Annotated in this window: 18 protein-coding genes; 9 read left to right on the top strand and 9 right to left on the bottom strand. The window is 64.3% G+C overall.

The window, feature by feature from the left end:
- The first annotated feature begins 400 nt into the window (after window positions 1-400).
- A complete protein-coding gene (rsmA, locus tag R3F42_08040) occupies window positions 401-1183 on the top strand; it encodes a 16S rRNA (adenine(1518)-N(6)/adenine(1519)-N(6))-dimethyltransferase RsmA (GenBank protein MEZ5541979.1) in 783 nt (260 codons plus the stop codon).
- 39 nt (window positions 1184-1222) lie between these two features.
- On the opposite strand, the gene R3F42_08045 is transcribed toward rsmA, so the two are convergent.
- On the bottom strand, window positions 1223-1537 hold the full coding sequence (locus tag R3F42_08045; protein ID MEZ5541980.1) for a hypothetical protein: 315 nt from the start codon (window positions 1535-1537) through the stop codon (window positions 1223-1225).
- Window positions 1538-1932: 395 nt separating this feature from the next.
- On the opposite strand from R3F42_08045, the gene apaG reads away from it, so the two are divergent.
- Window positions 1933-2316 carry a Co2+/Mg2+ efflux protein ApaG gene (gene apaG / locus R3F42_08050; GenBank protein ID MEZ5541981.1) on the top strand — a complete coding sequence of 128 codons (384 nt, stop codon included), beginning with the start codon at window positions 1933-1935 and terminating at the stop codon, window positions 2314-2316.
- A gap of 8 nt (window positions 2317-2324) precedes the next feature.
- Window positions 2325-3149, top strand: coding sequence for a symmetrical bis(5'-nucleosyl)-tetraphosphatase (locus R3F42_08055; protein ID MEZ5541982.1), 825 nt, complete (start codon window positions 2325-2327; stop codon window positions 3147-3149).
- A 30-nt stretch (window positions 3150-3179) separates the two neighbouring features.
- Here R3F42_08055 and folA read toward each other — a convergent pair whose 3' ends face one another.
- The 5 genes from folA to R3F42_08080 form a co-directional block, all read right to left on the bottom strand.
- Window positions 3180-3671 (bottom strand): type 3 dihydrofolate reductase, encoded by a 492-nt coding sequence (gene folA / locus R3F42_08060; GenBank protein MEZ5541983.1) that lies wholly within the window; start codon window positions 3669-3671, stop codon window positions 3180-3182.
- Window positions 3672-3685: 14 nt separating this feature from the next.
- Window positions 3686-4480, bottom strand: coding sequence for a thymidylate synthase (locus tag R3F42_08065; protein ID MEZ5541984.1), 795 nt, complete (start codon window positions 4478-4480; stop codon window positions 3686-3688).
- A gap of 79 nt (window positions 4481-4559) precedes the next feature.
- On the bottom strand, window positions 4560-5357 hold the full coding sequence (gene lgt / locus R3F42_08070) for a prolipoprotein diacylglyceryl transferase (protein MEZ5541985.1): 798 nt from the start codon (window positions 5355-5357) through the stop codon (window positions 4560-4562).
- A 23-nt stretch (window positions 5358-5380) separates the two neighbouring features.
- Window positions 5381-6577, bottom strand: a complete 1197-nt coding sequence (locus tag R3F42_08075) for a class I SAM-dependent rRNA methyltransferase (protein MEZ5541986.1) — start codon at window positions 6575-6577, stop codon at window positions 5381-5383.
- A gap of 32 nt (window positions 6578-6609) precedes the next feature.
- Window positions 6610-8247, bottom strand: a complete 1638-nt coding sequence (locus R3F42_08080) for a glycosyltransferase family 39 protein (protein MEZ5541987.1) — start codon at window positions 8245-8247, stop codon at window positions 6610-6612.
- A gap of 396 nt (window positions 8248-8643) precedes the next feature.
- Here R3F42_08080 and R3F42_08085 point away from each other — a divergent pair, with 396 nt between their 5' ends.
- The 6 genes from R3F42_08085 (at window position 8644) to R3F42_08110 (ending at window position 18338) form a co-directional block, all read left to right on the top strand.
- Entirely contained in the window at window positions 8644-10734 is a 2091-nt protein-coding gene (locus R3F42_08085) for a thioredoxin domain-containing protein (protein ID MEZ5541988.1), read from the top strand.
- Between the two features lie 77 nt (window positions 10735-10811).
- Window positions 10812-11237, top strand: coding sequence for a hypothetical protein (locus R3F42_08090; GenBank protein MEZ5541989.1), 426 nt, complete (start codon window positions 10812-10814; stop codon window positions 11235-11237).
- 448 nt (window positions 11238-11685) lie between these two features.
- The gene (locus R3F42_08095) at window positions 11686-12354 is read left to right on the top strand and encodes a response regulator transcription factor (protein MEZ5541990.1); all 669 of its coding nucleotides are present in this window, start codon (window positions 11686-11688) and stop codon (window positions 12352-12354) included.
- A 125-nt stretch (window positions 12355-12479) separates the two neighbouring features.
- Complete coding sequence (locus tag R3F42_08100) at window positions 12480-14576, top strand: TonB-dependent receptor (protein ID MEZ5541991.1); 2097 nt, start codon at window positions 12480-12482, stop codon at window positions 14574-14576.
- A gap of 22 nt (window positions 14577-14598) precedes the next feature.
- Window positions 14599-15579: an ABC transporter substrate binding protein gene (locus tag R3F42_08105; GenBank protein MEZ5541992.1), complete on the top strand. Its 981-nt coding sequence runs from the start codon at window positions 14599-14601 to the stop codon at window positions 15577-15579.
- Window positions 15576-18338 carry an ATP-binding protein gene (locus R3F42_08110; protein ID MEZ5541993.1) on the top strand — a complete coding sequence of 921 codons (2763 nt, stop codon included), beginning with the start codon at window positions 15576-15578 and terminating at the stop codon, window positions 18336-18338. Before R3F42_08105 ends, R3F42_08110 begins: the two co-directional genes overlap by 4 nt.
- Before the next feature lie 337 nt (window positions 18339-18675).
- Here R3F42_08110 and R3F42_08115 read toward each other — a convergent pair whose 3' ends face one another.
- The 3 genes from R3F42_08115 to tpx form a co-directional block, all read right to left on the bottom strand.
- Window positions 18676-19614, bottom strand: a complete 939-nt coding sequence (locus R3F42_08115; GenBank protein MEZ5541994.1) for a carbohydrate kinase family protein — start codon at window positions 19612-19614, stop codon at window positions 18676-18678.
- 274 nt (window positions 19615-19888) lie between these two features.
- The gene (gcvPB, locus tag R3F42_08120) at window positions 19889-21361 is read right to left on the bottom strand and encodes an aminomethyl-transferring glycine dehydrogenase subunit GcvPB (GenBank protein MEZ5541995.1); all 1473 of its coding nucleotides are present in this window, start codon (window positions 21359-21361) and stop codon (window positions 19889-19891) included.
- A gap of 82 nt (window positions 21362-21443) precedes the next feature.
- Window positions 21444-21944, bottom strand: coding sequence for a thiol peroxidase (gene tpx / locus R3F42_08125; protein ID MEZ5541996.1), 501 nt, complete (start codon window positions 21942-21944; stop codon window positions 21444-21446).
- Between the last annotated feature and the right edge of the window lie 32 nt (window positions 21945-21976).

Raw genomic sequence — 21976 nt, forward strand, 5'->3', positions numbered from 1 at the left:
GGGAAGATGCAGGTAACCCGAAGGATAGGGATTCCGGCGGCCATGTAAATGAATGAGGTATCGTCAGCATGAAATCGGTGTATCCAGCCGCGGCACCGGGCAGCCGTGCCGGCAGTAACACGGCAGCGTGGCTGCAGCATGGCGCCCGGGCGCCCGGCAACTGCCGGATTTCCACGGCGAAACAATGACAAGTAGCCGATCCGGCAGCATCGGTCAAATCAGGACACCGCGCCGGTTGATGACATGCAACGGCAACAGCTTGCCCGGAAACATCACCGATGCGATCCTCGCTGCAAGCCGGGATCGTACCCTGCACGCCACTGCAGCGGATCTGCCCGGATCATCGCATCCAAATCCTGCGCAAACAAATCGTAAGTACTGATAAATAGTGGACAAACCCTTGACCCACCGTCCCCGGAAACGCTTTGGCCAGAATTTCCTGCACGATCCCGGCATCATCGCAAAGATCCTCACGGCAATCGCCCCGCAGCCGGGCGAGCGGCTGGTAGAGATCGGGCCGGGACAGGGCGCGATCACCCTGCCCCTGCTCCAGGCCGCCGGCAGTCTCACGGTCATCGAAATCGATCGCGACCTGATCGAACCGCTCCGTACGCGCTGCCGCACGGCAGGCGAACTCACGATTCACAACACGGATGCGCTGCGCTTTGACTTCTGCAGCCTGGCCGACGCTGCCGGCCTGAGGATAATCGGCAATCTGCCCTACAACATCTCCACGCCGCTGCTGTTTCATCTGCTTGACCAGAGCCGCTGCATCCATGACATGCATTTCATGCTGCAGCGGGAAGTCGTGGAGCGCATGGCCGCCAGTCCCGGCAGTGGCCAGTACGGCCGTTTGAGCGTGATGCTGCAGTATCGTTGCCAGGTCTGTCCGCTGTTCACCATCGGTCCCGGCGCCTTCACACCGGCGCCGAAGGTGGAGTCGGCCTTCGTGCGGCTGCTGCCCTACGCGCAGGCACCGGTGGCGGTCAGCGATCCAGCGCTGTTCGCCAGGCTGGTGCAGCAGGCCTTCGCCCAGCGCCGCAAGACCCTGCGCAATACCCTGCGCGGACTGCTCGAGGCGGAGGCGATTCGTGCGGTGGGTATCGATCCCGCCGCGCGTGCGGAAACGCTGGATCTGAGCGACTTTGCGGCACTGGCGAACCGTGCCGCAGAGGAAACGTGAGCGGGGTCGGAACGGCCGGCGCAAGGCACCGGCCCGGTATCATTTCAGCGGCAGACGCACCGACAGGTGTATCCCGCTGTTGCTGCCATCCGGCCGGTCGGCATGCACCGCAGTGTAGGCATCCGCGGTGTTGGTCGGCGCCAGGAAGGTCATATGCAGATCGGCCCGGTTACCAATCGGGGCCAGCCGGATGTCGCCATCGAGCAACTGGGAAAAGTAACCCTTCTCGGTGCGACCGTCCGCTCCCCGGGCGATGCCCGGCAGCGCAACCACCGGCAGCAAGGACACCAGAAGCAGAATATTTTTCATGCGGAACATGTGGTTACGGTTCATCATGGCTGCCTCTGTGCTCATCGGTGGTACCCGGGTCGGGAGCAGGCCCCGCGCACCGGACAACCTCATAATGACCAAACCGTGACCGCCAAAACGTGATGTGTTTCACAAATTTCGCCCATGTGTCGCAGACCGGCGACGGATGCGCCTGCGGACGTTTTTTTCTCTATATTTTACATATGGTTATATGCGCATATCCGGAGAGTCGTATTTTTGACGTATCATCCCGTCTTGCCGCGCGGTCGCGGTGGTGACCGCTGCTGCCGGCGGGCAAACCGATACTTCTCCTGGCGGGCGCGCCGATATATATATGTGTGAAGCTGAACGATCGGACAGGCTGTCAAATCAGCAGACGGTTTTTTGTCACACAGGACGCGGATGCGTATCCTAACGCCATTCACACGGGACGGCAGACCATGAGCAGCGAGCAACCTCACAACATCACGATTGAAGTCGAGACGGATTACATCGAAGGCCAGTCCGAGCCGGAGAAGGATCGCTACGTGTTCTCCTATACCATCACGATCCGTAACGAGGGCGAGGTACCGGCACAACTGCTCTCGCGGCACTGGATCATCACCGACGCCAACGGCAACACCCAGGAAGTCCGCGGCGAAGGCGTGGTCGGCGAGCAGCCGCACCTGAACCCGGGCGAAGGTTTCCAGTACACCAGCGGCACCATGATCTCCACCCCCGTGGGCAGCATGCGCGGTGAGTACCAGATGGTCGCCGAGAACGGCGACGAGTTTGATGCGATCATTCCGCCATTCACCCTGGCGATACCGCGCACCCTGCACTGACGCTTGTCGTGGCCGTCTATGCCGTAGGTGACATCCAGGGCTGTTTCGACGAATTGCAGGCGCTGCTCGAGCAGCTGCATTTCGATCCGGCCGCCGATCAGCTCTGGCTGGTCGGCGACTTGGTGAACCGCGGCCCGAAATCCCTGGAAACGCTGCGTTTCGTGCGCGCACTCGGAGCGGCCGCCATCTGCGTGCTCGGCAATCACGATCTGCACCTGATCGCGGCGAGTCACGGCCGCCCGCTGGGCCGGGGTGGCCACACGCTGGATGCCGTGCTTGCAGCCCCCGACCGCGACGATCTCGTCGACTGGCTGCGCCGGCGCCCCCTGCTGCATCACGACGCCGCAATCGGATACACCATGGTGCATGCCGGACTGGCACCGCAATGGGACCTTACCCTGGCACAGCGCTGCGCGCGCGAGGTCGAAGCGGCGCTGCAGGGTCCGCAGCTCTTGAAATTCATCGAGCACATGTACGGCAACAGGCCCAGCCGCTGGACGGAGGATCTGCAGGGCTGGGACCGACTGCGCTTCTGTGTGAACTGTTTCACCCGCATGCGCTACTGCGATGCCGGGGGCAAGCTCGATTTCCACGCCAAGGGTCCGCCGGGCAGCCAGCCGGCGGGACTGTTGCCCTGGTTCGACCTTCCCCGCGCCAGCCGCGATCTCAGGGTCGTGTTCGGTCACTGGTCGACGCTGGGCCGGGTCGATGCGCCGGGGGTCTACCCGTTGGACACCGGTTGCCTCTGGGGTGGCGCGATGACGGCACTGCGCCTGGACGGCGAACCGCGCTGGTTCAACCTGAAATGTGCCGGCCAGCGTAAGCCGGGTTGAGGCGGCCGCGATGATGCGGCGCGCCGGAGGTCAAGGCGCGATCCGCTCCAGTGTGATGAAATGCAGACCATGGGCATTCTTGTCGTCCGGTGCATGATCGCTGCGCGCCACCTCGCGCCACTCTGCCGGATCCAGCTCCGGAAACCAGGCATCGCCCGGAAACTCGCCGTCCACCTGCGTGATATAGAGCCGGTCCGCCCGGGGCAGCAGTTGGCGGTACAGTTGCGCCCCCCCGATGAGCATGACCTCTGCATACCCCGCCGCCGCAGCCAGCGCCTCGGATACGGAATGCACGACCACACAACCGGCCGCAGTGAAGGAGCGATCGCGGGTGATGACGATATTGGCCCGTCCCGGCAACGGCCGCCCGATGGATTCCCAGGTCCTGCGCCCCATCACAATCGGCTTGCCCATGGTGATCTCCCTGAAATGCCGCAGATCCGCCGGCAGGTGCCAGGGCAGGCGGTTTTCATGACCGATGACACGGTTGGCATCCATGGCCACGATGATCGACAACTGCATGATCGGGGCCTGCCTCAGACGGCGACCGGTGCCTTGATGTGCGGATGGGGATCGTAATCCTGCAGCTCGAAATCATCGAACGTGAAGGCGAACAGGTCCTGCACAGCGGGATTCAGGCGCATGACCGGGAGCGCGCGCGGGCTGCGCGACAACTGCAAGTCGGCCTGTTCCAGGTGGTTCAGGTAGAGGTGGGCATCGCCAAAGGTATGCACGAAATCACCGGCCTCCAGACCGGTTACCTGCGCCATCATCTGCAGCAGCAGGGCATAGGAGGCGATATTGAACGGGACGCCGAGGAAGATGTCGGCGCTGCGCTGGTAGAGCTGGCATGACAGGCGGCCCGAGGCGACGTAGAACTGGAAGAAGGCGTGACACGGCGGCAGCGCCATGCTGTCGATAGCGGCGACGTTCCAGGCACTGACGATGATACGCCGCGAATCCGGGTTATGCCTGATCTGGTCGATCACCTGGCTGATCTGGTCGATGTGACGACCATCCGCCGTCGGCCAACTGCGCCACTGGTAGCCATAGACGGGACCCAGCTCGCCCGAGGCATCGGCCCACTCGTCCCAGATGGTCACGTTGTTCTCGTGCAGGTAGCGGATGTTGGTGTCTCCCCGCAGAAACCACAGCAGCTCGTGAATAATGGACCGCAGGTGCAGCTTCTTGGTCGTCACCAGCGGGAATCCTGCTGCGAGGTCGAAGCGCATCTGGTAACCGAACACGCTGAGCGTACCGGTGCCGGTGCGGTCTTCCTTGCGCACCCCGTGGTCACGCACGTGGCGCATCAGATCGAGATACTGTTTCATGACAATGCGGGTGTGGTCCGGTTACTCGTGAGCCAATGATACACCGCCGGCCAGGGCAGTGCCCGCGCAGCAGGGCTGCTCACCAGCTGACCTGGCCATCGGTACGGCGCATGGCATACCAGTAGAACGCCAGGCCGATGATGATCATCGGCAGCGAGAGCAGATGCCCCATCGTCACCCAGCCGAACGCCAGGTAGCCGATGTGCGCATCGGGCATGCGCACGAATTCCACCGCGAAGCGGAACGCGCCGTAGCAGATCAGGTAGAGTCCGGAAACAGCCATGGTGGGTCGCGGCTTGCGCGAGTACAGCCAGAGGATCGTGAACAGCAGCACGCCTTCCAGCAGTAGTTCGTAGAGCATCGACGGATGTCGCGGCTGCGCATCGACAAAGGGAAAGACCATGCCCCACGGCAGGTCGGTAGGCCGCCCCCACAACTCGCCGTTGATGAAATTGCCCAGGCGCCCTGCTCCCAGGCCGATCGGCACCAGCGGCGCGATGTAGTCCGTGACCCGGAAAAAGGTACGCCCGGTATGGCGCGCGTACAGCCACATGGCGACGAAAACGCCCAGCATCCCGCCGTGGTAGGACATCCCCCCCTGCCAGATCCGGAACAGCACCAGCGGGTCGGCCAGGAAACCGCTGAAATTGTAGATCAGCGTGTAGCCGATGCGGCCGCCCAGCACGATACCCAGCGCGATATAAAACAGCAGGTCGGCCATCTCCGCGGCGCGCCATTCGGTCCCCGGCCGCCGGGTACGCACGACACCCAGCCACCAGCCGGCGATGAATCCGATCAGGTACATGAGGCCGTACCAGTGCACCTCCAGCGGACCGACGGCGACAGCAACAGGATCGATGTGCGGATATGTCAGCATAAATTGGCCCGTCGCGCGGCCGCTCAGGTCGGCACGCGGCAGAAAAAGGTCTTGAGATAGGCGGTCTCGGCTATCGCCGGGTGCACCGGGTGGTCCATGCACTGAAAGCCGCGCTCCACGATCTGCAGCTGGCGTGACTGGCGTACGGCGGACTGCAGCAGGATACCCTGCAGGCGCTGCTCCGTGAGCAGCATGGAGCAGGAGCATGATATCAGGATGCCGCCCGGGGCCAACAGCTCGAACGCCAGCAGATTCAACCGTGCATAACCCTGTTCGCCGCTGCGGATATCGCGCCGGCGCTTGATGAACGCGGGTGGATCGACGATCACCACATCGAACTGGCGGCGCTCGGCACGCAGTTCCTGCATGATCTCGAAGGCATCGCCCGCCCGGGTCGTGACCCTGTCCTGCAGACCGTTGGCATGTGCGGAATGCGTCAGGGCGGCGAGCGCGGGCTGCGAGGAGTCGACACAGCAGACCTCGGCGGCACCCGCCCTGGCCGCCTGCAGCCCCCAGGCGCCGACATAGCTGAACACGTCGAGCACGCGCTTGCCGCTCGCGTATTTGTGCAGCGCCAGCCGGTTGCTGCGCTGGTCGTAGAACCAGCCGGTCTTCTGGCCGGCACCCAGCGGCACCTCGAAACGCACCCCGCCTTCCTCGACCTGAATCAGGTCCGGCACTTCGCCCAGCACGATGTTATCGCGGCCGAGCCCTTCGAGTTCGCGCACCGGGATGTCATTGCGCAACAGGATGCCGGCAGGCTGGAACATCCGCTGCAGCACTTCGATGATCTCGTCGCGGGCACGCTCCATCCCGGCCGTGGTGATCTGCAACACGAAAATGTCCGCATAGCGGTCGATCACCAGACCCGGCACACCGTCGCTCTCGCCGAAGACGAGTCGGTAGTAGGGTTGGCCGAACAGCGCGGAGCGCAGTTGCAGCGCACTGCGCAGGCGTCGCTCGAGCAAGGCCGCGTTGACGACGGCCCCGGGCCGCCGGCTCAGCAGGCGGGCACAGATCAGCGACTGCGGGTTGACATAGGCGGTGCCCAGCAGCTTGCCCGCTGCGGACTGAACCACGACAGGCTCACCGGCCTCGAAATCCCCGAGCGGGGTCCGCTCGGTATCGACCTCGTTGCTGTAGATCCACAGATGACCGGCGCGCAGACGCCGGTCTTCGTCCTTCTTCAGCACGAGCAGGGGCAACCTGATCTGGTTCATCCGGTGATCATCACACGTTAGGGTTGCTGGCATCAGGGCAGCAGGCCGGGATCCGCGAGCACCTGGCGGCCGGTGTGGATGGCAAGGTACCCGCTTTGATAGGGCTGGGCAAATGGCGCGGCAGGGGCCGTCTCCGGCAGCACCCGCCCGGTACTGACCAGGTAGCCGTCAGGGTGCTGCCGCGCCCAGTCCAGCGCCTGCGCGGACCCGACATATTCGAGGGTCCCGGTGAGGCGACCGTAAAAGCCGAACTGGCCGTGGTAGCGGTCCAGCACCACCACCGGCTGCCCGGCCGCCTGGGCGGCGGCAATGAAGCGGCTCGCCGCTTGCAGGTCATAAGCCGGCGCACCGACCCTGATTACACCGATCTCGATGATCGCCACTGCCAGCACGGACAGCAGCGCCAGCCGCGGCGCTTGCCGCAGCGGCGGTAGCGGCGGCAGGAGCAGCCATACCCCGGCCACGACGACCAGCAGCACGCCCCATAGCGGCTGTATCGCATGCAACCACGCGGCGGTATGGATAAAGCGCGGCAGTAAGGCTACGGCCATGCCCAGCACGGCCAGCAGCACGGCCGGCAACCAGGGCCGCGGCGTCACCGCGTGCGCAGGGAGGCGTACGAGCAGGCGCGACACCAGCAGGGCGAACGCGGGCAGGATCGGCAGCAGGTACTTGACCTGCTTGCCGCTGACCAGACTCAGCAGCAGAAATACCGTAATCAGCCAGGTTGCGCACAGGCGCAGCCCCCTGTCGTTGTGTGACCAGGCCTGCGGCAGCCCCCGCCAGAACCAGGGCAGCAGTATCCACGGAGCGAACAGGAACGCCAGCCACGGCAGATACCACCAGAACGGATGGGCATGGGCGAACGAGGTCACGATCCGGTCCGCTGTCTGCCCCCACAGGATCGCCGCCCGGTACTCGGCGCCACCCGCCGCGGCGGCCGGCAGCGCCCAGGCCAGGGCCATCAGGGCACCGGTCGCCACAGCGGCCAGCACGCCGAGATACCAGGCCGGCCAGCCGCGCGGCGGTCGTGCGGGCATCCATGCCGGCGCCAGCAACGCCACCGGCAGCACGTGCACCAGGATGACCGGACCCTTGGCCAGCACACCCAGGCCGATGCCCAGCCCGGCAAGCAACCAGCCCCCGGCCGGTGCCTCTGCCGCCCGTACGATACCCAGCATGGCCAGCACGGTACACAGCGCCAGCAACACATCCATCTGCACCCAGACGAAGAACCCTGTCAGGAATACGCAGGCGAACAGCACCCACGGTGCCAGCGCGGCGACCTGCCGCTCTTGCGGCCACAGCCGCCGTGCCAGCGCCGCCGCTGCCCCCAGCAGCAACAGCGTGAGCAGGGGGGTAACCAGCCGTACCCACCATTCGCTGACACCGAACAGCCACCAGCCGGCGTGCATGAGCCAAAAGAACAGCGGCGGCTTGTGACTGTACGGCGCACCGTTCAGATACGGCACGAGAAAATCGCCGCGCGCCCACATCTCCCACGCCACCGCGGCGTAACGGGTTTCATCGACGGGTATGAGCGGCCGCGTCAGCAGGCCGGCGAGCGTGGCCAGCAGCCAGAGCAGCAGCAGCGCAGCCCATGACTTGCGCGGATCCAGATACCACGCGCCGGCTGCGCCAGGCTGGCGCACTTCAGCAACGGACGACAAGGAAGCCAACCCGTAATACACCGTCGCGAATGATCTCCGACCGGCAATGACGGCGGAACCTGGTGCGCAGCCGGCTGCCCAGCGGCACGGAGACGAAACGCAGCGCTAGGGCGCTGCGGCGGTACCCGGGTTCCCGCGCTCGGGTGGCGCTGCCGCCGACCGGCGCCGGCATGAGAGCGTTGCCGGCCAGCCCCTGTCTGGTGTGACGCCTCAGCGTCATTGCGGGCCGACCCGGCCACCTGGCGCCGCGCTACTGCGCGCCTCACTGCAGGTGCGATTGTCGGTACTCGGATACACTTGATTTCCTTACAAGATATAGGTGAGGTGGGCAGCTGTCACGCGACACCCGGCGGCGCATCGACTATAGTACAACGCCCCGCTGGTGAATTCAGCCGCATGAGTCAGAGCGCCGACTATACCAACCACCTCGCCGGTGAAACCAGTCCCTACCTGCTGCAACACGCGCGCAATCCGGTCGACTGGCATCCATGGGGCGCGGCGGCGCTCGAAAAGGCGCGTCGCGAACGCAAGCCCATCCTGCTGTCGATCGGTTATTCCGCCTGTCACTGGTGCCACGTCATGGCCCATGAGTCGTTCGAGGATCCGGCAACCGCCGCGCAGATGAACGCACAGTTCGTAAACGTGAAGGTCGACCGCGAGGAACGCCCCGACCTCGACAAGATTTACCAGACGGCCCACTCGCTGCTGAACCGGCGACCCGGCGGCTGGCCGTTGACGGTCTTCCTCACCGCTGACGACCAGACACCCTTCTTCGCCGGCACCTACTTTCCGGCCGCGCCACGTCACGGACTGCCCGCATTCCGCGAGGTGCTGCAGCGTATCACCGATTACCTCGCAACCCATCCCGACCAGATTCAGGCACAGAACCGGTCACTGATCGAGGCGCTGCATGCGCTGCGCGACAGTCCGGTTGCCAGTGACATCCATACCCTGCCGCTGGACAGTGCCCGCCAACTGCTGGAACAGACATTCGACGAACAGCACGGGGGTTTCGGTGCGGCGCCGAAATTCCCGCACCCGACCAGCCTGGAATATCTGCTGCGTCATTGGGCCGGCAGCCGCGGCACAGGGGCGGAACCGGACCGGCGCGCCCTGCACATGGTGACCTTCACCCTGGACCGGATGGCGCAAGGCGGCGTGTTCGACCAGGTGGGCGGCGGCTTCTGCCGCTACTCGGTCGACGGGCAATGGCTGATCCCGCACTTCGAGAAGATGCTCTATGACAACGGCGCACTGCTCGCGCTCTACGCCGAGGCCTGGGCGGCAACGCGCGATCCGCTCTACGAACGGGTCTGCCGGCAGACCGCCGACTGGGTGTTACGCGAGATGCAGGACGCGGCGGGAGGCTATTGCTCCAGCCTCGATGCCGACTCCGAAGGCGAGGAAGGCCGTTACTACGTCTGGACACCGGACGAGGTGCGCACACTGCTGGCAGCCGGCGATTATCAATTGTGCGCACGCCACTTCGGACTGGACGGCGCGGCAAACTTCGCAGGCCGCTGGCACCTGTCCGTCCACCGCACGGTTGCCGAGCTGGCAGCGGAATACAACCGGGATGCGAGCGCGGTTGCAGCCGCCATCGAACAGGCACGCACACGGCTGCTGGAGGCCCGCCGGCACCGCATCGGGCCGGGGCGTGACGATAAGGTGCTCACCGCCTGGAATGGCCTCATGATCCGGGGCATGGCGGTCGCCGCTCGCCACCTGGACGAACCGGCATGGGCCGCGTCGGCGCAGCACGCACTCGATTTCATCAGGACCCGGCTGTGGCACGACGGGCGCCTGCTGGCCACCTGGAAGGACGGTCGCGCCCGGTTCAACGCCTACCTGGATGACTACGTTTACCTGATCGACGCCATCCTGGAACTGCAGCAGGTGCGCTGGCGCGACGGGGAGCTGGACTTCGCCCTGGCACTGGCCGAGGTCGTACTCGCGCGTTTTCGCGATCCCGCCGGCGGCTTTTATTTCACCTCCGATGACCATGAACAGCTCCTCGAGCGCCCGCGTGTCGACCATGACGAGGCCACACCCGCAGGTAACGGCATCGCTGCCAAGGTGTTCGGACGTCTCGGCCGGCTGCTCGCTGAACCACGCTACCTGCAGGCCGCGGAAGACACGCTCAGACACGCCTGGTCCGGCATGGAATCGATGCCGCACGTGCATGCCAGCCTGCTGGTCGCGCTGGAGGAACTGCTGCTGGGACAACAGTGCGTCATCATCCGCGGACAGGGCGCGCCACTGGAGACCTGGCGCAGGCTGGCCGCCAGTGATTACGGTCCGCGCCGCTTGACTCTGGCTCTACCCGATCACGCACAGTCCTTGCCGGATGCGCTGGCAGCGCGCGCGCCGACGCCGGGACAGACGACGGCCTATGTCTGCAGCGGCACTGCCTGCAGCCCGCCGGTCACCGACCGGCAGGCGTTCGCAAATCTGCTGGCGGCACCAGCGGGATTGATGGCCCCGTAACCGCGGACAACAACGGCTGCGCCACGGAGCCATGGCCTGCCTGCACCGAACACGAACCACCGACCGGAGATCACTGCATGAGCGATACCACCAACATACTGCAACTGCCCGGCGCGGCGCTGGCAGCCATCGAACGGGAGGACGACAGTTTCATCCTGCACTTTTCCCGCCTGTACCTGCTACAGGAAATGGAAGGCGCATTCGAAGACTCGTTGTGGACACAGGCGCTCGATATCGTCATCCGCGGCGCCACGCTGGACGGCAGCCTGCCGGATTGCCCCTGCGTGATCCAGGGTGGCGACCTGACCGATAACATCTACACCTACCGTGACCATGCGCCGCTACCGATCAGATGGCGTGGTGCGGTGGGTTGCAGGCTTTTCGTCAGCGGCACCCGGGACGCCTTCGGTCTGCAGGGAACGGCTATGGAGGCGCGGCAGATCGACCATCCGCGTTACATCAAACACATCAAAAAAGACTGGCACATTTCCCAGGAATTATGAGTCCGCTTGGGCAACAACAGCGACACAAGGTGCTGCAGCCGGCGCACCCGATACCGACTTCACACCAGCCGCGTAACTGGCCCTCCCGCATATCCGCCCGCCCCGGCACGGGCTTCCCGCGACAGGCGGCACGTGCACCCTTGCCAGCGCCAGCGCTTGAAGGGACGTCGGCACAAATACCCGCCGCGGACAGCCGCGTAACACCTTGCGCTGTTACCCGCATGCCGGGCAGCGACAATCCGTTACCACGAAAGTATGCGCAGCAGGCCGGCGCATAATACAAGTGTACTAGTACTTTGGTACTGCTTTTGCGCGCGGAGTTGCCGCCACACCCGTGCGTCTTGCGACCAGTCAATAAAGATGCTGATTTATAGGCATAATATATTGCTACTCGCCAAGGACTGGCGATAATCGAACAGAGAAAACAACAGGGACGTCCGGGGAACGCGTGAAAGATAGTCTCAAAATCCTGATTGCCGATGATCACAGCCTGGTGCGCGAAGGGCTCAAGCTCGCCCTCGCCGGGCTGCCGACGCCCTCCGTGCCGGTCGAGGCGGCATCCGCCGCAGAAGTACACACCGCCTTGGCGGCGCACGCTGACGTCGACCTGATCGTGCTGGATTTGCAAATGCCGGACGTCAACGAACTCGATCTGCTGACGGAACTCTGCAATATGCGCCCCGACATCCCGGTCGTGGTCGTATCCGCCAATGAGGACTGCCGCATCATGCAGCGCGCCATCGAACACGGCGCAGCCGGCTTCATCCCCAAGAGCGTCGCCAATGGCGTGCTGGTCAGCGCGCTGCAGCTGGTGCTGTCCGGGGGAGTCTACATACCCTCCGAACTGTTCGGCACAGGTGAAGCGGAATCGGTCCTGCGTACCGGCATCCACACCCCTGGTGCGCCGGTCACGCGCGACACCTTCACGACCCGGCAGCTGGATGTCCTGGAGCTGATGGCTGGCGGACACTCGAACAAATCCATCGCCAACCAGCTCGGACTCTCCGAACATACCATCAAGATCCATATCTCTGCCATACTCAGGATTTTGGACGTCAATAATCGTACCGAGGCGGCCATCGCCTGCAGAAAACTCGGACTGTTTGAGACACGCTGAACAAACAGCCAAACCGACGCGACAAGCTGCAGACCGGACCGCCCCGTGCAAATAACGGGGGATGCGACTGCATCCCTGATAACAGGCATATGCCGACCACAGGGAGCCTACACGTGATCCAAACCATGACTAGCCTGCGCCACGGCACCCTTGCCGCTCTGATGCTGCAGCTGGCCGCCACGCCGGCACTGGCAGCGACCGCCGCCGACAGCGCCCCCCTGGCACTGGCGGCGCTCGAGACAGAGGACGATTTTACCGGCGCCATCGACACGGTCATCTCGGCCACCCGTATACGCCAGCCACTGACCGAGTCGCCCGCCTCGATCACCATCATCGACCGGGAGACCATCATCGCCTCCGGCGCCCTGGAGATCGCGGATGTCCTGCGCCTGGTACCCGGTATCCAGGTGTCCTATCCCCAGGGCAACCAGCTGGCCGTCACCTACCATGGCTTCGGTGATGCCTTCCCGCGCAGCATGCAGGTACTGATCGACGGGCGTTCGATCTACCAGCCCTCGTTCGCGGACGTGGACTGGGTGTTCCTCGGCATCGTGCCGGAAGACATCGAACGCATCGAGGTCATCCGGGGCCCGAACAGCCCGCTGTACGGCGCGAACGCCGTTTCGGGCGTCATCAACATCATCACCCGCATGCCCTGGCAGGACCGGGGCACGACTGCCCGGGTCACGGCCGGCGATCTGAATACCCGCCACGGCATGCTCCGGTATGCAGGGAAGCAGGACAAACTCGATTACCGCGTCACCCTCGACTACCAGGAGGACACCGGTCTGCCGGGCGACCTCAACTCGACCAACGACGGCCGCCGCCTGGGCGGACTTTCGCTGCGCGGGGTATGGAACCCGCGGCCGAGCGACGAATTCGATTTTCAGCTCGGTTACGCCGCCGGCGACCTCGGTGCCGGCGCCGAGCCGCAGAACGAACCGCCGCCGCACGACAAGCAGGTATCCAGCGGCTACGGGCTGGTGAGTTGGCGCCGCGCCACCGCGGACGAAGCCGAACTGCGCTGGCAGTTCTATCACAACAACTACAACTCCGACGACGACTACCGCGACCTGATCTGGCACGCCTACAGTTCGGTGAACCTGCCACTGACAGATGCACAGATACAGGCGCTGCTCGGCACGGGTCCGAACGAATCGGCGGATTTCGGACTGTTCGACTACCGCGGCCAGCGTTACGACACCGAACTGCAGTACACCTCGCCGCAACGGGGCAAACTGCGCGGCATCGTCGGCGCCGGACTCCGGATCAACCGGCTGAAATCCGAGGTACTGACGAACCGGAACGACTGGATCGACGAATGGAGCGAACGCGTGTTCGCCAATGTGAGTTACCGCGCCACCGACCAGCTGTTGCTGAACGCCGGAGCGATGGCGGAAAACAGCGATGAATTCGGCGCCTACCTGTCGCCGCGTATCGCAGCGAACTGGCTGTTCAGCCCGCAACAGTCCGTGCGTCTGAGCTACACCCGCGCCAAGCGCAATCCGTCACTGGTCGAAAGCCATTTCAACAATGTCTACGAACTGGATGACGGCAGACCCTACCTGATCGATTTCATATCCGGCAACCCTGGCGCGGAAACCCTGAGTGCGCTGGAACTCGGCTATACCGGCTACTGGCTGGAGAACCGCCTGCTGGTCGATGCCAAGCTGTTCCGTGAAAAGACCACGGACCGCATCCACTTCGTCTCCGACCCGACCATCCAGCAGCCGATCCCGGCGATTCAGGGTCTGTTCACGGCATCGAGCCTGATCAACGAGGGCTATATCAGTACCGGCGGCGGCGAACTGCAGCTGAAATACCAGACCGGGCCACGCGATTTCATCTCCGCCCAGCTCGCGGTCCTCGACACGGATTTCGTCGAGGCCGAACAGATCAACCCGCCGGTTCAAGGCTTCTTCATCTACGATATCGCTCCGCACTATACGGCGAGCCTGCTGGCGAGCAAGTCGCTGCCGCACGGTTTCGAGGCCAGCATCGCCGGCTACCACCTGTCCCAGCTGATCTGGCTCGGCGACGGCGACCGACTCGAGGATTACAAGCGGGTCGACCTGAGGCTGGCACGGCGCTGGCGCAGCAGCGATGCAAACCTGATGCTGGAGGCAATCGTACAGAATCTCGGCAACGCTTATTACACCTTCCGTGACGAGAACGTTTTCGATACCCGGGCCTTCCTGCGCCTGACGGTCGAATTCAGATAAGCCACTGGCAACGGCGGGTCGCATGGTCAGGGCTTTCCGGTTGGGTCACAGGAGTGCGCACGGCAGCAGCCGGTGGTGCGCGCTGCTGGCCGCTGCCCTGCTGTTCGCAGGGCAGCCCTGCGCCCGCGCCACCGGGGTGCTGGTCGTCGCCAGCAGCAGCGCCGACCTCTACAGCCGCTTCATCGAGCGCTTCACCGCTGACCTCGCCGCGGCGCCAGGCGGCACGCCGGCAATCGATGTCAGCGTCGATTATCTCGACGCGGCAGCGATCACGGACGCGCAGCTCAAGGCCGCGGATATGATCGTCACCATCGGGACGAGCGCGGCGCGGGAGATTGCAGCGCACGCGCACACGGCACCCGTACTTTATACCATCCTGCCGGAAAGCGTTTATCGGACACTGCCGGACGCAGCGGCTGGCTGCGCAAGGCAATCCGCCATCTACATCGATCAGCCACTCGCCCGCCAGGCAGCCCTGGCAAGACTGATGTTCCCCGCGGCTGCCAGCTACGGCTTGCTGCTGGGTCCGACGTCGGATCAGCGCCGGGCCGAAGTCGAGGCACTGACAGCAAACAGCGACCGCAGGATCATCGCCAGATCCACCGGCCCCGAACCGAACATCTCCGTGGCCGCGAACGGATTGCTCCATGAAGCGGACTTGCTGCTCGCGGTCAACGATCCGCTCGTACTCAACCGCGAAAATGCGAAATGGCTGCTGTACTCGGCGTACCAGCGCAGACTGCCGGTGATCGGCTTCTCGCAGGCCTACGTCAAGGCCGGCGCTGCCGGCGCGGTCTACTCGGAACCCGAACAGATGGCCCGGCAGGCCGCCGAGATCGTGCTGGAGCGTGCCGGCAGGCCCGGCAAGTGCATGCCGGCGGCTGCGTTCCCGGCCTACTTCAGCATCGCCGTTAACCAGTCGGTCTGCAGCTCCCTGGGCGGCAGCGTCTGCGACGAGCAGCGCCTGGACGAGCGCATGATCAATGAAGGGTCCCGACCATGATGCGCATGATCAGAAACCTCGGCATCGGGCAGCGCATCCTGCTGTCCTTCACCATTCCCATGCTGCTGGTCATCCTGACGCTCGGGTACCGTATCACCAGCGGTTACATGACGGACGCCAGGAATGCGCTAGAGGCGCGGGGCGCACACATGGCGCGGCAGCTGGCGGCCCTGTGCGAATTCGGGCTGTATGCCCAGGATCCCGCCGAGCTGCAACGACAGCTGGACTCCGTTGCCCGCGAGGAGGACGTGGTGACGGCCAGCGTCAGCGATGCCAACGGCCGAGTCCTGGCCCGATCCGGCACAGCGGAGCTGCCCGACGCTCCTCAGCAGTCCGCGACCTTCAGGGCCATCGTCATGCGAACCGGCGTCAGCATCTCGGATTTCGAGGCTGAAACCGCCGCCGCCACGGTGCACAGCCCGGAGAATCCCGAACTTGGCCAGGTCACGCTGACGCTTTCCACCACCGGGCTGCTGGAGAACCTGCGCAACACCTTCATCTCCGGCAGCATACTCACCTTCACCGGACTGCTGGCCACCTTCCTGCTGGCATATCTCGTCGCCCGCAGCGTCTCCGCACCGATCAGGCATCTCACCGGTATTGTCGGCAAACTGACGGGAGGAGATCTCGCTGCGCGCAGCCGGCAGGGATCGCCGGGCGAACTCGGCAGCCTGGAAGCAGGCATCAACCAGATGGCGAACACGCTGCAGCATGCACAGGGCAAGCTGGCACGGGAGATCGAGGATGCCACCGCCGCGTTGCAACATACGGTGACTGAACTGGAGCACAGGAATATCGAACTCAATCACGCACGCGACGAGGCGGTACGCGCCGCGGCCGCGAAGACCGACTTCCTCGCCCGCATGAGCCACGAGATCCGCACGCCGCTGAGCGCCATCATCGGATTCAACGAGCTGCTTGGCAAGACGCGCCTGACGGAAAACCAGCAGGAGTATTCGCGCACCATCAACCAGGCCGCCGCCCAGTTGCTGCAGGTTATCGAGGACATCCTGGGGTATTCACGCCTCGAGTCGGGGGCGGTAAAGCTGGAACTGTCGAAATTCAACCTGCACGACTGCCTCGAGAATGTCGTCAGCATGCTGAGTGCCACCGCGCACGAGAAACAGCTGGAACTGGTCCTCTACATCCACTCGGATGTGCCCCGCTTCATCATCAGCGACCAGAACCGGATCAGCCAGGTGCTCACCAATCTCGCCGCCAATGCCATCAAGTTCACAGAGACAGGCCATGTCATCGTCGAGATTTCCGTGCCCAACCCGGAACCGGATGACGTAACCATCATGTTCGCCGTCACCGATACCGGCATCGGCATGAACGAAACCCAACTCGGCCAGATTTTTTCGCCATTCTACCAGGCTGATGATACTGCCAGCCGCAGACACGGCGGCACCGGCCTCGGACTCTCGATCAGCAAGCAGCTGGTGGAACAGCTGGGCGGCGCCATCCAGGTCAGCAGTAAGCAGGGTACAGGCTCGGTATTCAGTTTCACATTGAATTCGCCGCGGATCGATCAGGACGGTAACGTGCCGGCGAAGATACTCGCCGGCAAGACGATCTGTGTTTTCGACCGCAACCCGTTTTCGCTGCGTGCCTTGCGCAACCGCTTTTTCACCTGGGGCGCCACTGTTTTCAACACCTCGGATCCCGACCGCTTGCAGGAGATGCTGGCAACACTCGGCACGGGCGCCAACCCCTGCGACCTCGTGGTGGCGGGCATCGGCGGCGCCGAATTCGAGCGCAGCAACTGCGCCGGGCTGTGCCGGACCTACGCGCTGGCGGTACCGGTCCCGCGCCTGTTCCTGGTCAGCGCCGAGCTCGAAGACCCCGCCACGGACAGCAACTGCCGGGAGCACTGCCGCATCCTGTCCAAGCCGGTCAGGAGCGATCTGCTGCTGCGTACGGTCCGGACCCTGATCATGCTGCCCGATGAAGCGGGCACATCCATTATCGGCGCCACGCCCGGCCAGCCGGCCCAGGAAGCCCGGCCGGCCAGTGCAGGTCTGGAAGTCCTGGTGGTCGAGGACAACCACTTCAACCAGGAGCTGTTAAGCCAGATACTGGCTGAACTCGGCGTCAGGGCCACGCTTGCGGCCAACGGCAGCGAAGCCTGTGCGGTAGCCGACGTGCACCGCTTCGATATCATTTTTATGGATATCCATATGCCGGTGATGGGGGGGCTGGAAGCCGCACGCTACATCCGGCAGGGCATCAACCGTGACACGCCGATCATCGCACTCACAGCCGATGTGTTCACCGACCAGAATCATGCCCTCGCCAGCGCCGGCATCGACGACTGCCTGCTCAAACCGGTCTCCGCAACGCGCCTGACCGGGATGCTGGATACGTGGGGCCGACCCGGTGCGCGTGCGGCAGCGTCCGCCGGCACGGCAACCCTGTCGGCCGGCATGGCACAGGCAGCCACAGCGGCTGGCAGCGGCTTACCGCCCGAATTTCACCAGCGTCTGCATCGCGAACTGGTCGCCCGGCTGCAGGCCCTGCGACTGGCGCATGCCGCGGGCGACGAAGCGGCGATACGGGACCACGTGCACCAGCTCAAAGGCATTGTGGATTTCTTCCAGCTCGTAGACTTCCATGAAGCATTCAGACTGCTGCAAACGGCATTGCAGTCCCGTCAGGCGGCAGCCGCCGAGACGGCCATCGACAGGCTACAGGCAGTGCTGGCAGAAACATCACCCGAAACGGGGGAATGGCGACAGGAACGGGAACGCCAGCCGTGACGACCGCCTTTCCGGGCCATTTTCCCTGTCCTTGCCGTGCGACACGGCTCAGGGCCTGCGGCGGCAGGCATGGCGCAAACACCGTCACCCCGGGCGCCCGCGGTAGATGAGAACGCATGGCAAGCGCGCGGCTGATCTGGGCCGCGCGGCGCGCATTGCGGGCAACTGTACGATGCGCGGGTGATTACGAGACCGGCGCTAATACCAATGTACTAGGCTGGCTGTACTATATGCGCGGCACTGCAATCATGCCAAGATAGGGTCATCGTGTGGTGCGATTCAGGAAGACTTATCCGCCAAGGATGGCGGTCTTTTCTCCCACACCCGCCGCTTGTCGCTAGACTCCCAGCTCGAATCCGAAATCGTTGCGGAACCGCTTGCGGAATTCATCCGGCGTGAAGCGATGATTCTGGGTACCGTGCTGCTCGATCTTGATGGCACCCAGCAGCGCCGCGATCCTGCCGGTGGTCTCCCAGTCCAGCTTGCGCATCAGTCCGTACAGGAGACCGCCCCGGAACGCATCGCCACAACCGGTCGGATCCCGCACCTGCCGCGCCTGGGCTGGCGGGATGTCGATACGCTGGTCGCGGGTATAGATGTGCGCACCCTCCGCTCCCAGGGTAACTATCAGCCCATCGACCCGTTCCGCGATCTCGTGAGGCGTCATGCCCGTACGCTCCTGCAGCAGCGATGACTCGTAGTCATTGACGCACACCCAGGTTGCCAGTTCGATGAACCTGCGCAGATCCTCGCCGCCGAACAGCGGCAGTCCCTGCCCGGGATCGAAGATGAAGGGAATGCCGGCCGCGGCGAACTGCTCCGCGTGCTCGATCATGGCCTGGCGGCCATCGGGTGATACCATGCCGATGCTGATGCCACCTGCGGCACCGACCGCGTTGCAGTGCGCCTCGTCCATCGCCCCCGGATGGAACGCCGTGATCTGGTTGTCGTCCATGTCTGTCGTAATGAAGGCCTGCGCCGTGTAAAAGCCTTCCAGGGCGACGACATGCGCCCGGTTGATGCCGTTGAAATCCAGCCACTCGGCGTACGGACCGAAGTCCATTCCCACGGCGCCCATCGGTATCGGCTCGCCGCCGAGCAGCTTCAGGTTATAGGCGATGTTGCCGGCACAGCCACCGAACTCGCGACGCATCTCCGGAACATGGAAGGCAACGTTCAGGATATGTACCTTATCCGGTAGGATGTGATTCCTGAACCTGTCCCTGAACACCATGATCGTGTCGTAGGCAAACGAACCGCAGATCAGAGCTGACATTGCTGTTTCCTGTATCGCTGCATGAAGAATTCGGCTGCTATCAGCCATGCGGGCCGCTGACGAACCTCGCGCAAAGAGGCGCAGGCGCCACACGCCGCTGCACTGGCGGTGTGCAGCACGCGTGTTCCGGAAATCCCGGCGCCGCCCCGCTACCGGTGCTGCGCGTCGAGCGGGCAGCCGCCGCAGACGGCAACCGCGTCTGCCTGCACATTTCTGTAACACCACCGTGCCTGAGCCGCGCGGGCGCGCCGCGGCGGCAGCTCTGGCACCGGCGCTATGCGGTTACCGTCCCCGCTAGCGCTGCCGGACGCCAGGCCAGATCGAGCTGCTTGGCGGCACGGACCTCGTCGAGCCGGCGTACCGGCTGGGTGTGCGGGGCCTCGCGCAGAAGATCCGGGCTGCTCTCCGCCTCCTGCTGGATCCGGATCATCGCATCCACGAAACCGTCCAGTTCCTCCCTGGTCTCGGTCTCGGTCGGTTCGATCAGCAGGCATTCCGGGACCAGCAGCGGGAAATAGGTCGTCGGCGCGTGGAAATTATAGTCAAGCAGGCGCTTGGCGAAGTCCATGGCGCTGATGCCCAGCGTCTTCTCCTGCCGCTTCAGGGTAACGATGAACTCGTGGGTCGCGCGTCGACCGGGGAAGGCGACATCGAAACCGGCCGCAACCAGCCTTGCCATCAGGTAGTTTGCGTTCAGTGTCGCGTAGTCGGCCACCCGATGCATGCCCTCGCGCCCGAGCATGCGCGCGTAGATGAATGCGCGCATCAGCACGCCGGCGTTGCCCATGAACGCAGACAGCCGACCGATGCTCTGCGGGCGGGTCTCTTCGGTGATGAGATAATACTCGTCACCGTCGTAACCCACGACCGGTACCGGCAGGAACGGTTCCAGGCGCTTGCTCACGCCCACCGGTCCGGCGCCCGGCCCGCCACCGCCGTGCGGCGTGGAAAAGGTCTTGTGCAGGTTCATGTGAATGACGTCGAAACCCATGTCCCCCGGCCGCACCTTGCCGAGAATCGCATTCAGATTGGCACCGTCGTAGTACAGCAATCCGCCGGCCTCGTGGATGAGGGTGGCGATTTCCTTGATGCGGCGCTCGAACACACCGAGCGTGGAGGGATTGGTCAGCATGATACCGGCGGTCTGCGGCCCCACCGCGGCGCGCAGCGCCTCCAGGTCGACGTCGCCCTGGCGATCGGTCGGGATCTCGCGCACCTTGTAACCGCACATCACCGCAGTGGCCGGATTGGTACCATGTGCCGCATCGGGCACGAGGATCTCGGTACGCGCGCTGTCGCCGCGTGCGTCGTGATAGGCACGGATCATGGCCACGCCCGCGAACTCGCCCTGGGCACCCGCCGCCGGTGACAGCGATACTGCCGGCATGCCGGTGACTTCCCGCAGCATTTCCTGCAGCTCATGCATGCACGCGAGAAACCCCTGCCCCATCGAATCCGGTGCCAGCGGGTGGCGCGCGAGGAAGCCCGGCAGCATGGCCAGCCGGTTACAGGCACGCGGGTTGTACTTCATGGTGCAGGAACCCAAGGGGTAGAACTGGGTATCAATCGAGAAATTCTTCTGCGACAGGCGCGTATAGTGACGCACCACCTGCATCTCCGAGACTGCCGGCAGCAAAGGCGGCTCCGTGCGCAGCAGGGCGGCCGGAATATCCGCGGCATCGGCAGCCTGATGCGGCGCCTGCGCCAGGGCACGGCGGCCAGGGCGGGAGTGTTCGAATATCAGCATAGCCATTCTTTCCAAAATGTCAGGTGCGGGCACGCCCGCGAAACTTGCAGCCGGCAGTGATCAGCCACCGGCATCCCCGGCGCTAGCGCAGTGCCGCCAGCGCCGCCTCGTAATCCGGCTCGTCGGCGATTTCAGGCACCAGCTGGGTATAGCGCACCACCCCCGCGCCATCCACCACCACGATGGCGCGCGCGGTAATACCGGCCAGCGGTCCGTCGGTGATCAGCACGCCGTAATCGCGGGCAAAGTCACGCGAACGCATCATGGACAGCGGGACCACGTTCTCCAGCCCCTCGGCGCCGCAGAAGCGCCCCTGTGCGAACGGCAGGTCGGAGGATATGATCAGTACCACGGCATCATGATGCACCGCGGCATGGGCGTTGAACTTGATGGTGGATGTGGCACAGGTCGGCGTGTCGAGGCTGGGCACGATATTCATGATAACCATTTTGCCCTTGTAGTCGGCGAGCCGTACATCGTTCAGCTTGCCGTCGACCAGGTGGAAGTTCGGCGCCTTGCTGCCGGTCGCCGGCAGTTCGCCGTTGGTATGACAGGCGTTTCCGTTCAGGGTTACTGTCGCCATGACTTACCTCCGCTGTTCTCGTGTGAATGAAC

It is taken from the genome of Pseudomonadota bacterium (assembly GCA_041395565.1).
Lineage (GTDB): Bacteria > Pseudomonadota > Gammaproteobacteria > UBA9214 > UBA9214 > UBA9214.